This window comes from Rhodococcus sp. PD04, assembly GCF_035918275.1.
GTDB lineage: Bacteria > Actinomycetota > Actinomycetes > Mycobacteriales > Mycobacteriaceae > Rhodococcus > Rhodococcus rhodochrous.
Map to the genome: position 1 here is coordinate 485,061 of NZ_CP142143.1, position 13,324 is coordinate 498,384.

The following is a 13,324-nucleotide window of genomic DNA, read 5'->3' on the forward strand; positions in this document are numbered from 1 at the left end:
GATTGCCCCTTCGGGGTGATTGTGAGTCTTCAACGGAGAGTTTGATCCTGGCTCAGGACGAACGCTGGCGGCGTGCTTAACACATGCAAGTCGAACGATGAAGCCCAGCTTGCTGGGTGGATTAGTGGCGAACGGGTGAGTAACACGTGGGTGATCTGCCCTGCACTCTGGGATAAGCCTGGGAAACTGGGTCTAATACCGGATATGACCTCTTGCTGCATGGTGAGGGGTGGAAAGTTTTTCGGTGCAGGATGAGCCCGCGGCCTATCAGCTTGTTGGTGGGGTAATGGCCTACCAAGGCGACGACGGGTAGCCGGCCTGAGAGGGCGACCGGCCACACTGGGACTGAGACACGGCCCAGACTCCTACGGGAGGCAGCAGTGGGGAATATTGCACAATGGGCGAAAGCCTGATGCAGCGACGCCGCGTGAGGGATGACGGCCTTCGGGTTGTAAACCTCTTTCAGCAGGGACGAAGCGAAAGTGACGGTACCTGCAGAAGAAGCACCGGCCAACTACGTGCCAGCAGCCGCGGTAATACGTAGGGTGCGAGCGTTGTCCGGAATTACTGGGCGTAAAGAGCTCGTAGGCGGTTTGTCGCGTCGTCTGTGAAATCCCGCAGCTCAACTGCGGGCTTGCAGGCGATACGGGCAGACTCGAGTACTGCAGGGGAGACTGGAATTCCTGGTGTAGCGGTGAAATGCGCAGATATCAGGAGGAACACCGGTGGCGAAGGCGGGTCTCTGGGCAGTAACTGACGCTGAGGAGCGAAAGCGTGGGTAGCGAACAGGATTAGATACCCTGGTAGTCCACGCCGTAAACGGTGGGCGCTAGGTGTGGGTTTCCTTCCACGGGATCCGTGCCGTAGCCAACGCATTAAGCGCCCCGCCTGGGGAGTACGGCCGCAAGGCTAAAACTCAAAGGAATTGACGGGGGCCCGCACAAGCGGCGGAGCATGTGGATTAATTCGATGCAACGCGAAGAACCTTACCTGGGTTTGACATGTACCGGACGACTGCAGAGATGTGGTTTCCCTTGTGGCCGGTAGACAGGTGGTGCATGGCTGTCGTCAGCTCGTGTCGTGAGATGTTGGGTTAAGTCCCGCAACGAGCGCAACCCTTGTCCTGTGTTGCCAGCACGTAATGGTGGGGACTCGCAGGAGACTGCCGGGGTCAACTCGGAGGAAGGTGGGGACGACGTCAAGTCATCATGCCCCTTATGTCCAGGGCTTCACACATGCTACAATGGTCGGTACAGAGGGCTGCGATACCGTGAGGTGGAGCGAATCCCTTAAAGCCGGTCTCAGTTCGGATCGGGGTCTGCAACTCGACCCCGTGAAGTCGGAGTCGCTAGTAATCGCAGATCAGCAACGCTGCGGTGAATACGTTCCCGGGCCTTGTACACACCGCCCGTCACGTCATGAAAGTCGGTAACACCCGAAGCCGGTGGCCTAACCCCTTGTGGGAGGGAGCCGTCGAAGGTGGGATCGGCGATTGGGACGAAGTCGTAACAAGGTAGCCGTACCGGAAGGTGCGGCTGGATCACCTCCTTTCTAAGGAGCACTTCTCCCGGCGAGGGGTCACACAGGTGACGTCCTCACGGGCAGAGACTGTTTCGTTCCCACAGGTGGAACGGCAGAAGCTCATGGGTGGAACGCTGACAACCTCATCCGCATATCAGCCGGCTACACGGTCGGTTGGTGGGTGATATATCGGTGCACTGTTGGGTCCTGAGAGAACACGCGAGTGTTTGATCAGCGACGATGATCTGCGAAAGGGAAGAGTTCTTCTTCTCGAGTAGGGGTTGTTGTGTGTTGTTTGAGAACTGCACAGTGGACGCGAGCATCTTTGTTGTAAGTGTTTATGAGCGTACGGTGGATGTCTTGGCACCAGGAGCCGATGAAGGACGTGGGAGGCTGCGATATGCCTCGGGGAGCTGTCAACCGAGCTGTGATCCGAGGATTTCCGAATGGGGAAACCCAGCACGAGTGATGTCGTGTTACCCGCACCTGAATATATAGGGTGTGTGGAGGGAACGTGGGGAAGTGAAACATCTCAGTACCCACAGGAAGAGAAAACAACATGTGATTCCGTGAGTAGTGGCGAGCGAAAGCGGATGAGGCTAAACCGAGTACATGTGATACCTGGCAGGGGTTGTGTATTCGGGGTTGTGGGGTTCGTTGTGTCGGCGCTGCCATGCCGGCCGACAGTAAGAAATCGTCGTGTTAGTCGAAGTGGTCTGGAACGGCCTGTCGTAGAGGGTGAGAATCCCGTAGACGAAAACACGGCGACTGTCGATTCGAATACCCGAGTAGCACCGGGCCCGTGAAATCCGGTGTGAATCTGTCGGGACCACCCGATAAGCCTGAATACTCCCTGGTGACCGATAGCGGACTAGTACCGTGAGGGAAAGATGAAAAGTACCCCGGGAGGGGAGTGAAATAGTACCTGAAACCGTGCGCTTACAATCCGTCAGAGCCTTCGAACACTTCGGTGTTGGGGGTGATGGCGTGCCTTTTGAAGAATGAGCCTGCGAGTTAGTGGCATGTCGCGAGGTTAACCCGTGTGGGGTAGCCGTAGCGAAAGCGAGTCCGAATAGGGCGAGTCAGTGGCATGTTCTAGACCCGAAGCGGAGTGATCTACCCATGGCCAGGGTGAAGCGACGGTAAGACGTCGTGGAGGCCCGAACCCACTTAGGTTGAAAACTGAGGGGATGAGTTGTGGGTAGGGGTGAAAGGCCAATCAAACTCCGTGATAGCTGGTTCTCCCCGAAATGCATTTAGGTGCAGCGTCGCGTGTTTCTCACCGGAGGTAGAGCTACTGGATGGTCTAGGGGGCCCACAAGCTTACCGAAATCAGCCAAACTCCGAATGCCGGTGAGTGAGAGCGCGGCAGTGAGACTGCGGGGGATAAGCTTCGTAGTCGAGAGGGAAACAGCCCAGATCGCCGGCTAAGGCCCCTAAGCGTGTACTAAGTGGAAAAGGATGTGGGATCGCTGAGACAACCAGGAGGTTGGCTTAGAAGCAGCCACCCTTGAAAGAGTGCGTAATAGCTCACTGGTCAAGTGGTCCTGCGCCGACAATGTAGCGGGGCTCAAGTACACCGCCGAAGCCGCGGCATTCACACAAGCCCGCTGATTCTCCACGGAGGGTCGGCCAGGTGTGTGGATGGGTAGGGGAGCGTCGTGTGGCCGTAGAAGCGCCGGAGTGATCCAGGTGTGGAGGCCACGCGAGTGAGAATGCAGGCATGAGTAGCGAAAGACGAGTGAGAAACTCGTCCGCCGGATGACCAAGGGTTCCTGGGCCAGGTTAATCCGCCCAGGGTGAGTCGGGACCTAAGGCGAGGCCGACAGGCGTAGTCGATGGACAACGGGTTGATATTCCCGTACCCGTGTATCCGCGCCCAATGGCGAATCAGTTGTGCTAACCGTCCAAAAGGTCGGTCGTCTCCTTCGGGAGTCGGCGGGCTGGCTGCACGGGACCCCGATTGTAGTAGTCAAGCGATGGGGTGACGCAGGAAGGTAGCTGGGCCAGGTGATGGAATACCTGGTGTAAGCCGGTAGGGCGAATGGTAGGCAAATCCGCCATTCATCAAGCCTGAGAGGTGATGCGTACCCGTTGAGGGGAATTCAGTGATCCTATGCTGCCGAGAAAAGCCTCTAGTGAGTTGGTACACGGCCCGTACCCCAAACCGACACAGGTGGTCAGGTAGAGAATACCGAGGCGATCGAGAGAACTGTGGTTAAGGAACTCGGCAAAATGCCCCCGTAACTTCGGGAGAAGGGGGACCACGCTCGGTGACGAGTCTTGCACTCTGAGCTGGGGGTGGTCGCAGAGACCAGAGAGAAGCGACTGTTTACTAAAAACACAGGTCCGTGCGAAGTCGTAAGACGATGTATACGGACTGACGCCTGCCCGGTGCTGGAAGGTTAAGAGGACCGGTTAGTCACTTCGGTGGCGAAGCTGAGAATTTAAGCCCCAGTAAACGGCGGTGGTAACTATAACCATCCTAAGGTAGCGAAATTCCTTGTCGGGTAAGTTCCGACCTGCACGAATGGCGTAACGACTTCTCTGCTGTCTCGACCACAGACTCGGCGAAATTGCATTACGAGTAAAGATGCTCGTTACGCGCGGCAGGACGAAAAGACCCCGGGACCTTCACTATAGCTTGGTATTGGTGTTCGGTTCGGTTTGTGTAGGATAGGTGGGAGACTGTGAAGCGGCCACGCCAGTGGTTGTGGAGTCGTTGTTGAAATACCACTCTGATCGTATTGGACCTCTAACCTCGGACCATGATCTGGTTCAGGGACAGTGCCTGGTGGGTAGTTTAACTGGGGCGGTTGCCTCCCAAAATGTAACGGAGGCGCCCAAAGGTTCCCTCAGCCTGGTTGGCAATCAGGTGTCGAGTGCAAGTGCACAAGGGAGCTTGACTGTGAGACTGACAGGTCGAGCAGGGACGAAAGTCGGGACTAGTGATCCGGCACCGGCATGTGGAAGCGGTGTCGCTCAACGGATAAAAGGTACCCCGGGGATAACAGGCTGATCTTCCCCAAGAGTCCATATCGACGGGATGGTTTGGCACCTCGATGTCGGCTCGTCGCATCCTGGGGCTGGAGTAGGTCCCAAGGGTTGGGCTGTTCGCCCATTAAAGCGGCACGCGAGCTGGGTTTAGAACGTCGTGAGACAGTTCGGTCTCTATCCGCCGCGCGCGTTAGAAACTTGAGGAAGGCTGTCCCTAGTACGAGAGGACCGGGACGGACGAACCTCTGGTGTGCCAGTTGTCCCGCCAGGGGCATGGCTGGTTGGCTACGTTCGGAAGGGATAACCGCTGAAAGCATCTAAGCGGGAAGCCTGTTCCAAGATGAGGTTTCTCACCCCCTCGAGGGGGTAAGGCCCCCGGCAGACCACCGGGTTGATAGGCCGGAACTGGAAGCACAGCAATGTGTGGAGGTGACCGGTACTAATAGGCCGAGGACTTACCACGAAGATGTTACGCGTCCACTGTGCGGTATCTGAAACAACACACACATCAGATATCGAAGCCCGAGAAGGGTTTTCGATACTCCTGATGCGTAAATGTTTCATAGAGTTACGGCGGCCATAGCGACAGGGAAACGCCCGGTCCCATTCCGAACCCGGAAGCTAAGCCTGTCTGCGCCGATGGTACTGCACTCGACAGGGTGTGGGAGAGTAGGACACCGCCGAACACCCGTTACCGAAGACCCCCAACATTGTTGGGGGTCTTCGGCTTTGAGGAGGGGACCCGCTTTCGCGGGTCCCCTCTTCTCGTATGCGGACATCCGTCCGACCTATGCTCGGAGTTGTGGGACGGATCGAGCCGGCGACAAGCGTGTTCGGTGATTTCGAACTCACCATGGACGAACTACGAGCGGTCGCCCGATACGTGACGGAGAGCGCCCAGGCCGTGCTCCCCGTCTTCGAAGAATCTGTGCCCGACGACCGTCGTCCACGTGCAGCACTCGACGCGGCTAGGGAATTCGTCGACGGTGCGCGACGAACGAGACTCCAGCGCGTCACTGCCCTGGATGCCCACCGGGCTGCGAAGGACGCACCGACGGAGGCGGCGTCCCTTGCCGCACGGTGCGCCGGTGATGCCGCGGCGGCTGCCTATCTGCACCCCATCGCGAAGGCCACTCAGGTCGGGCACATCCTGCGTGCCGCAGCGAGTGCCGCTCGCATCGCCGAACTCCGCGCTGACGGCGACCCGGGAGCCGTGGAGGACGCGCTCGACGACGCCCGGCGACGCGCGACTTCCGTGGTGGTCGACGTCCTCTCCAGATATCCGCTCGCGCCCACGTCGAGAAGTCGGGTCGGAGAGTTGATGAGCGCACTGGATACGTCTCTACGTCGTCGGACCTAGACGACATCCGGAGGGGGACCCGATGCTCGGATCCCCCTCCGGATTCCCATCCCCCGCGACCGGTGCCCATCCCACCGGTCGGCGTCCGGAAGATCGCGACTACAGGTACCAACCGCCGTTGACGCCGATGGCCTGCCCCGTGATGAAGCCGGCGTCGTCCGTGCACAGGAATGCCGCGGCCGCGGCCACGTCGTGCGGTGTGCCGGTGCGGCGCACCGGAGTCATGTTCGCCAGCACGTCGAGGTCGATCAACTGACCGGGTTGTTCCTCGGCCCGCGCCATCGGGGTGTCGATGATCGACGGGGGAATCGTGTTGGCGGTGATGCCCTTCGGGGACAGCTCGAATGCCAGCGCCTTCGTCAGCGCGATGACACCACCCTTGGATGCGACATAGTGTGCGCGATCCGGTGCGCCGGACTGCGCGCTCGACGACGAGATCGTCACGATGCGCCCCCATCCCGCCTCGAGGAGATCGGGGAGCGCCGATTGGATCGTGTTGAACGTGCCGGTGAGATTCACGTCGAGAGTCCGCTGCCACGACTCCGCGGTGATCTCACCGAACGGTGCGCTCTCCTGGATGCCGGCACTCGTGACGATGATCGAGATCGGGCCGAGTTCGGCGCGTGCCTTCTCGACGGCCGCATCCACGCTCGCCCGATCCGAGACGTCCACCTCGAGCCCGATCACGCGGGCTCCGTCGTTCGCCAGTTCGTCCGCCGCGGCTCGGACTGCGTCGCCGCTGCGGTCGAGAAGGGCCACGGGGTGGTTGCGTCCGGCGAGCTCTCCGGCGATCGCTCGTCCGATACCGGATGCGGCACCCGAGACGATGGCCACCCGCTCTGCTGCTGTGCTGTTCTCAGTGGACATGGGCGCTTCCTTCCGTGACGGAGACGGGAGTGAACTCGAGATGGATCTCGGTCAGTCCGCGGAGGATGTAGGTCGGTTCGTAGGCGAAGTGCCGGTCGTCGGCGGGTCCGTGCTTCTCTTCCGAGATCCGGATGTCGCCGAGCCGGTCCAGGAGACGTTCGACGGTGACACGTGCTTCCACCCGGGCCAGCGGACCGCCCGGGCACGAGTGGACACCGCGTCCGAACGCGATGTGTTCGCGGGAGTTCTCGCGGTCGATCCGGAACTCGTGGGGGTCGGTGAATCTGCGGGGATCGCGGTTACCCGCCGGCAGGGACACCATGACGGTGGTGCCCGCCGGAATCTCGACGCCTCCGAGGTTCGTCTTCTTCCTGGTCAGTCGGAAGTCGCTCTTGACCGGACCTTCCAACCGGAGCGCTTCCTCCACGAACTGGGGGATGAGGCTGCGATCCTCGCGAAGTTGCTTCTGCAGGTCGGGGTTCTCGGCGATGAGCCGGAAGGCCGCGGTGATCAGGCGTGCGGTGGTGTCCTGCCCGGCACCGAACAGGAAGGTTGCGAGCCGGACGAGATCGACGACCTCGGGAGTATCGCCGTCCGCGTAGGTGGAGCCGGCGAGGATCGACAGGACGTCCTTCCCCGGGTTCTTCCGCCGGTCCTCGATGTAGGCCGAGAACTTCGAATCCAGGAACTCGAGGGGATTGGTCCCGAGGGCTCCGTCCTCGGCCATCGCCCCGGGGGTCTGCGTCGACAGGTGGGCGACGAAGGCGGCGTGATCCTTCTCCGGTACGCCGAGGAGGTCGGCGATGGTGAGCAGCGCGAAGGGCTGCGCGTACTGGTGGAGCAGCTCGACCTTGCCGGACTCGTGGAAGGTGTCGATCAGGCGGTCCGCGAGTCGCCACATGAAGTCCTCGTTCTCGGCGAGACGTCGCGGGGTGAACAATCCGCCGAGCAGTCGGCGGACGCGGGTGTGCTGGGGCGGATCCATCGTCACGAGGTGTTCGTTCAGCGGGATCTCGGGACGATGACGTTCGATCTGTTCGCCGATGTCGTCGCCCTCGGGTTCGAAGGGCATGCCGGGAAACGGTCCCGTTGCGGCGTTGATGTTCGAGTACGTCGCCGTATCGCGAAGTACAGCAAGACATTCCTCGAATCCGGTCACCGCGACAACGTTGCGTGGACCGGTGAACCGCACCGGGCATTCCGAACGGAGGTGATCGAAGTAGGGATGCGGGTCGGGGATGAAGGACGGATCCGTGAAGAAATCCTTGGAATCGAAGTCGTTCACTCGGGCTCCTGACGTCGTGCGCACACGAGGTGCGCAACTGCGGTGTTTTCCGATGAGAACGCCAGCCTCGCCCGATGCTGAGCGCCTGCCTAGCAGTGCTGGCTACATGGATAGCACGGGGGTCGAATGTGGTCAAGAGCACACTCGTAGGTGTGGTTACGATGAGCGCGCATCGGTGCGCCGCACCGGCCGCGCGAAGCGGACGCCGACGACCACGGAGGTAGGAGATGACGTCGTCGAGGCGGATCGGCTCACCGGATGCGAAGAACAGGACCGTTCTGCTCGACGCGGCTGAGCAGTTGATGCTCGAAAAAGGCTACGCCGCAGTCACTTCGCGTCGTGTCGCCGAGCGTGCCGGACTCAAGCCGCAACTCGTGCACTACTACTTCCGGACCATGGACGATCTCTTCCTCGAGATGTTCCGCCGGCGTGCCGAGGAGGGCCTGGCGGTCCAGGCCGAAGTGGTGAAGTCCCCCAACCCTCTTCGGGCTCTCTGGGAGTTCAGTACCGATCCCGCCGCGGTCGCCGTGACGATGGAGTTCATCGCGATGGCGCGCCATCGCGACGCGCTCCGCTCCGAGATCGCGCGCTACTCGGAGCTGTTCCGCGTCGGGCAGCGGGATGCCGCACGGGCTGCTCTCGCGCGGTCGGGATACGACCTGGCCCGGATTCCTCCCGTGGTGCTGTCGGTGCTGATGACGAGCATCTCGCGAGTGCTCGTGATGGAGGAGTCCCTCGGCCTGACGGCGGGCCATGCCGAGACCTACGAACTCGTCGAGTGGTGCCTGTCGATGCTCGAAGGTGCTGCCGATCGCGACGGAACGGAACCTGCTTTCCAGCGCCGTGACCTGGCCTGATACGCCCCGGTACGGGCTGGAAACCGGAGTCGTCCGAAATCGTGTATTGCAACTACGAGAATAGTATTCTACTTTTGGCTCGGGTGGACAGCCCGGCTTCGGCACCCGATCGCCCGCGGGTCGCCGAGGCGCTGCGCCACCGAGCGTGACCCGGCATCGGCCGGTCCCGCTCGTGCGCTCCGGCCGGCGATGTGCTCGTCGTGCCGGATCTCGACAATTTCTCGAAAAGTCTGCGAACACAGTCTGTTTCGGCGATGCTTGCGACCGTTCGATGGTCGGTGTCGTCCACGCTCATCTACTCCTGGAGGGGAGCAGCCGTGACACCTGCGAGATGGGGGTCGTCGAGACGGTGGTGTGTGCTCGATGTCGGATCGGTGCGGTAGGCCGCGATGAGCACGACGGCCACGAAGGAGATCGGCGCGTGGGCCCGCGGCTACCTCCGGCGACATCCGATGGCGGCGCTCGAAACCGTCGGTGGTCAGTGTGTGCTGGGCATCCGTGCCCTCCAGTATCTGATCCTCGACATCGTCACCCTGAGGTTCCCGTTCGCCGAGTTCGTCCGGCAGGCGGCGTTCATGGCCTCGGCCTCCGCACTGCCCACGATGTTCGTCGCGATCCCGATCGGGGTGACCCTGTCGATCCAGTTCGGGCTGCTCGCCGGCCAGGTCGGCGCGACCTCCCTGGCCGGCGCGGCGAGCGGTCTCGCGGTCATCAAGCAGGGCGCACCCATGGTGGCCGCCCTGCTCATGGCGTCGGCGGCCGGTTCCGCCGTCTGTGCCGATCTCGGATCCCGCAAGATCCGCGACGAGATCGACGCCATGGAGGTGATGGGCCTGTCGGTCGTCCGACGCCTCGTGGTGCCGCGCCTGGTGGCCGCAGTGGTGGTCGGTCTCGCCCTCACCGGCCTGGTCTGCTTCGTCGGATTCCTCTCCGGATACATCTTCAACACCTTCGTGATGAACGGAACGCCAGGCAGTTTCGTCACGACGTTCGCGTCCTTCGCGACGATCGGTGACTTCGTGCTGACCATGATCAAGGCGGCGGTCTTCGGGGCGATCGTCGCGGTCGTCGCCTGCCACAAGGGTCTGTCGACGCGCGGCGGGCCGGCGGGCGTCGCCGACTCGGTCAATGCGACCGTCGTCGCGTCGATTCTGCTCCTGATGATCGTCAACGTCGCCTTCACGCAGCTGTACGTGCTGCTGTTCCCGAAGACGGGGTTCTGACGATGGCGTCCCGGTACCTCCCACCCGGCACCCGGCCGTTCGTCGTCGTCGCGACGGCGCAGATCCGCTCGGTCCAGCGTCTCGGCCACATGGTCGTCTTCCTCCTGCGCGCCGTGGCCGCGATCCCGACGACCCTGCGGCACTACCGGAAGGAGTTCCTGCGCATCCTCTCCGATGTCACCTGGGGCAACGGCTCTCTCGTGGTCGGAGGTGGCACGGCCGGGGTGATCATCGTCCTGGGTGCGTCGGCGGGTGCGATCGTCGCCATCGAGGGATACAACGCGCTGCACCTGCTCGGACTCGAACCCGCGACGGGAATGGTGTCCTCGACCGCCACGACCCGCGAACTCGCCCCCATCATGGCCTCGCTCGCGTTCGCCGCGCAGGCCGGGTGCCGGTTCACCGCCCAACTCGGCGCGATGCGCATCTCGGAGGAGATCGACGCCATGGAATCGCTGGCGATCCGGTCGATCCCGTATCTCGTCACGACCCGGCTCCTCGCCTCGGTGGTCGCGGTGGTGCCGCTGTATCTGGTCTGCCTCACCGTGAACTACGTTGCCGTGCAATCGGTGATCGGGCTGACCGGGGGAGTGTCGGCCGGCACCTACGGCCACTACTTCTCCCTCGTGCTGAACGGCACCGACATCGCCTACTCACTGCTCAAGACAGTGGTCTTCGTCGTCATCACCACCACCATCCAGTGCTACTACGGCTTCTACGCCGCCGGCGGGCCGCAGGGTGTGGGAACGGCGGCCGGCCGCGCCATGCGGGCGAGCATCTCCGCGATGATCGTGGTCAACCTCCTCATGACCGTCGCCCTCTGGGGTATCGGTTCGGGCGCAAGGCTCGGAGGGTAGGCATGTCCATCCTGCTCGAGAGCGACGTCGGACGGGCGACCCCCACCAGACTGTTCGTCGCGGGTGCGGTGGCGCTGCTCCTCGGTGTCCTCGGGGTGGGGGCCGTCGTGGCGAAGGCCGACGGCAGATTTACCCGGACGGTCGATGTGGAGGCCGTGCTCTCGGACATCGGCGACGGACTCCCGGCGCGCTCGGACGTGAAATTCCGGGGCGTGCTGGTCGGTGAGGTCGGCGAGGTCGTCCGCCCGGACGACACGTCCTCCCTCGTCGTGAGGATCGCGCTGAAACCCGAACATGCGCACACGATCCCGAACACCGTCACCGCGCGGGTCGTGCCGAGCAATGTGTTCGCGGTGTCGTCCGTACAGCTCGTCGACAACGGCCCGGCACCCGCCCTGGCCGCCGGGGCGACGATTCCGCAGGACACCGGCCTGGAGACCGTCCAACTGCAGACCGCGCTGACGAAACTCCGCGACATCACCGCGGCGACCGCCCGCGTCGACACCCGGCACACCCTCGGCATCCTCGCCACCGTGGCCGAGGCGACCGACCGTCGCGGTGCCGACATCGTCGCCGCCGGAGAGAAACTCGATCGGATGGTCCGTGAACTCGGAGCGGTCCTCACCCCCGACGGCGGGCCCTCGACACTGGTCGCACTCTCGGATGCCGTGCGTGGGCTGCAGGAATCCGCACCGGATCTGCTCGACGCCGTGAACCATGCCGTGGTCCCCATGCGGACCCTGGCGGAGAAGCAGGCGGAGTTCGGAACGTTCCTGGCGGCGAGTGCCACCACGCTCGACCACGTGGCGAACGGTTTCGAGAAGCACATCGACCAGGTCATCGGTGTGACGACCTCCCTCACGCCGGTGCTGGGGGTCATGGCGGACGGTGCCGACGAGTTCCCGCGCATCACCACACGGATGCGTCGCATCTCCGACAAGTGGTTCGAAACCTTCTGGCCCTACGGCGCACCGCGCGGGATGGGCAAGTTCATCTTCCAGTTCACCCCGCACCGGATGTACACGCGTGCCGACTGCCCCCGCTACGGCGACCTCGCCGGTCCGAGCTGCGAGACGGCACCCGAGACCGGGGCACCTCCGGTCTCGTCGCTGAACACCGCACCCCGGAGCGGAACGCAGGTACTCAGCAGTATCCCGTCCGGCGGCAACGTCGGCCCGGTCGGCAGCGACGACGAGAAGAAGCTGCTCGGTGCCCTCCTCGGCGGCGATCCGTCGGCCGCCGCCGAAGTACTGCTCGGACCGGTGGCGCGCGGAGCGATGATCTCGATCCTCCCGGACGAGGGGAACGGCCCGAGATGAGCTACCGCAAGCCGCTGATCGGCCTCGTCCTGTTCCTGCTGCTGGCCCTCGCCGCGACGTGGCCGGTGGTCGTCACGCTCCAGCGGAACGTCCACGGCGACACGACCGGCTACCGCGCGGTCTTCAGCGATGTCTCCGGACTGCGGGTGGGTGACGACGTCCGGATGGCCGGCGTGCGGGTCGGACGCGTCGACGCCATCGAACTCGACGGGTCGGTCGCGAGGGTGGCGTTCCGCATCGAGACCGGGCAGACGATCCACGACGACACCGAGGCCGCGATCACCTACCAGAACATCATCGGCCAGCGATATCTGGGACTCTCCCGCGGAGAAGGCGGCTCCGGGACGCCGGTCCCGGCGAACTGGGAGATCCCTCTCGAACGCACCGATCCGTCGTTCGACATCTCCGTACTGCTCAACGGATTCGAGCCCCTGTTCAGCGTGCTCGATCCCGAACAGGTCGACCGCATCACGAGCGCGATCATCGCGGCACTCCAGGGGGACGGCGGTGCCGTGACCGCTCTCGTCGCCGAAACATCCCGTCTCGCGGAGTCGCTCGCCGAACCCGACCGCATCCTCGGCGACATCATCGTCAACCTGGACGCGGTCATCGGCGATCTCGCGACGCAGAGCGAGGACGTCGACGCCGTCCTGACCAGTGCCCGTGCGATCTTCTCCGAACTGTCGGCGCGACGAGACGAGACGATCGGCTCGCTCGACTCCCTGTCCGCGACCGTCGACCGGATCGCGGCGATGAGCCGGGAAGTGCAACCCGACCTGCACGCGATGATCAGCCGCCAACCGGGTTTCACCCGCCACTTCCTCGACAACAAGGACAGCTTCGGATATTTCGGGGCGAACCTGCCGGGGCTGCTCAAGGGACTCGCGCGCGTCAGTCAGGAGGGCAGTTACCTGAACACCTACCTGTGCAACTTCAACGTCACCCTGATCCCCGAAGTGGGATCGATCATCCCGTCCGTCGTCTCCGAGGTCACGCCCGAAGGGCGGATCACGCATTCCCCGGTGTGCAGGTGAGATC

8 protein-coding genes and 3 rRNA genes are annotated in these 13,324 nt (G+C 63.0%); 9 read left to right on the forward strand and 2 right to left on the reverse strand.

All coding sequences use genetic code 11. The features are described 5' to 3' along the window. The first annotated feature begins 29 nt into the window (after positions 1-29). The 4 genes from U9J23_RS02235 (at position 30) to U9J23_RS02250 (ending at position 5,878) form a co-directional block, all read left to right on the forward strand. Positions 30-1,551, forward strand: a 16S ribosomal RNA gene (locus U9J23_RS02235). Positions 1,552-1,849: 298 nt separating this feature from the next. Next, positions 1,850-4,981: ribosomal RNA gene (locus U9J23_RS02240) — 23S ribosomal RNA — on the forward strand. Between the two features lie 106 nt (positions 4,982-5,087). Further along, positions 5,088-5,204: ribosomal RNA gene (rrf, locus tag U9J23_RS02245) — 5S ribosomal RNA — on the forward strand. The 16S, 23S and 5S rRNA genes sit together here, the layout of an rRNA operon. 104 nt (positions 5,205-5,308) lie before the next feature. After that, positions 5,309-5,878, forward strand: coding sequence for a putative immunity protein (locus U9J23_RS02250; RefSeq protein ID WP_229582286.1), 570 nt, complete (start codon positions 5,309-5,311; stop codon positions 5,876-5,878). Between the two features lie 99 nt (positions 5,879-5,977). On the opposite strand, the gene U9J23_RS02255 is transcribed toward U9J23_RS02250, so the two are convergent. Further along, the gene (locus tag U9J23_RS02255) at positions 5,978-6,745 is read right to left on the reverse strand and encodes an SDR family NAD(P)-dependent oxidoreductase (RefSeq protein WP_085469470.1); all 768 of its coding nucleotides are present in this window, start codon (positions 6,743-6,745) and stop codon (positions 5,978-5,980) included. Beyond that, complete coding sequence (locus tag U9J23_RS02260) at positions 6,735-8,030, reverse strand: cytochrome P450 (RefSeq protein ID WP_085469469.1); 1,296 nt, start codon at positions 8,028-8,030, stop codon at positions 6,735-6,737. The genes U9J23_RS02255 and U9J23_RS02260 overlap by 11 nt, the downstream gene beginning before the upstream one ends. Before the next feature lie 227 nt (positions 8,031-8,257). Here U9J23_RS02260 and U9J23_RS02265 point away from each other — a divergent pair, with 227 nt between their 5' ends. The 5 genes from U9J23_RS02265 (at position 8,258) to U9J23_RS02285 (ending at position 13,320) form a co-directional block, all read left to right on the forward strand. Further along, positions 8,258-8,887, forward strand: coding sequence for a TetR/AcrR family transcriptional regulator (locus U9J23_RS02265; protein ID WP_085469468.1), 630 nt, complete (start codon positions 8,258-8,260; stop codon positions 8,885-8,887). 389 nt (positions 8,888-9,276) lie between these two features. Next, positions 9,277-10,110, forward strand: coding sequence for an MlaE family ABC transporter permease (locus tag U9J23_RS02270; protein ID WP_016694634.1), 834 nt, complete (start codon positions 9,277-9,279; stop codon positions 10,108-10,110). A gap of 2 nt (positions 10,111-10,112) precedes the next feature. Then, complete coding sequence (locus U9J23_RS02275; RefSeq protein WP_016694635.1) at positions 10,113-10,967, forward strand: ABC transporter permease; 855 nt, start codon at positions 10,113-10,115, stop codon at positions 10,965-10,967. A 2-nt stretch (positions 10,968-10,969) separates the two neighbouring features. Then, on the forward strand, positions 10,970-12,286 hold the full coding sequence (locus U9J23_RS02280) for an MlaD family protein (protein WP_229582287.1): 1,317 nt from the start codon (positions 10,970-10,972) through the stop codon (positions 12,284-12,286). Further along, entirely contained in the window at positions 12,283-13,320 is a 1,038-nt protein-coding gene (locus U9J23_RS02285; protein ID WP_272267107.1) for an MCE family protein, read from the forward strand. The genes U9J23_RS02280 and U9J23_RS02285 overlap by 4 nt, the downstream gene beginning before the upstream one ends. Positions 13,321-13,324 lie beyond the last annotated feature (4 nt).

Excerpts from the sequence above, each read along its gene's own strand:
- U9J23_RS02250 (WP_229582286.1), top strand. The coding sequence starts at position 5,309 with ATGCTCGGAGTTGTGGGACGGATCGAGCCGGCGACAAGCGTGTTCGGT.
- U9J23_RS02255 (WP_085469470.1), bottom strand. The coding sequence starts at position 6,745 with ATGTCCACTGAGAACAGCACAGCAGCAGAGCGGGTGGCCATCGTCTCG.
- U9J23_RS02265 (WP_085469468.1), top strand. The coding sequence starts at position 8,258 with ATGACGTCGTCGAGGCGGATCGGCTCACCGGATGCGAAGAACAGGACC.
- U9J23_RS02270 (WP_016694634.1), top strand. The coding sequence starts at position 9,277 with ATGAGCACGACGGCCACGAAGGAGATCGGCGCGTGGGCCCGCGGCTAC.
- U9J23_RS02275 (WP_016694635.1), top strand. The coding sequence starts at position 10,113 with ATGGCGTCCCGGTACCTCCCACCCGGCACCCGGCCGTTCGTCGTCGTC.
- U9J23_RS02280 (WP_229582287.1), top strand. The coding sequence starts at position 10,970 with ATGTCCATCCTGCTCGAGAGCGACGTCGGACGGGCGACCCCCACCAGA.
- U9J23_RS02285 (WP_272267107.1), top strand. The coding sequence starts at position 12,283 with ATGAGCTACCGCAAGCCGCTGATCGGCCTCGTCCTGTTCCTGCTGCTG.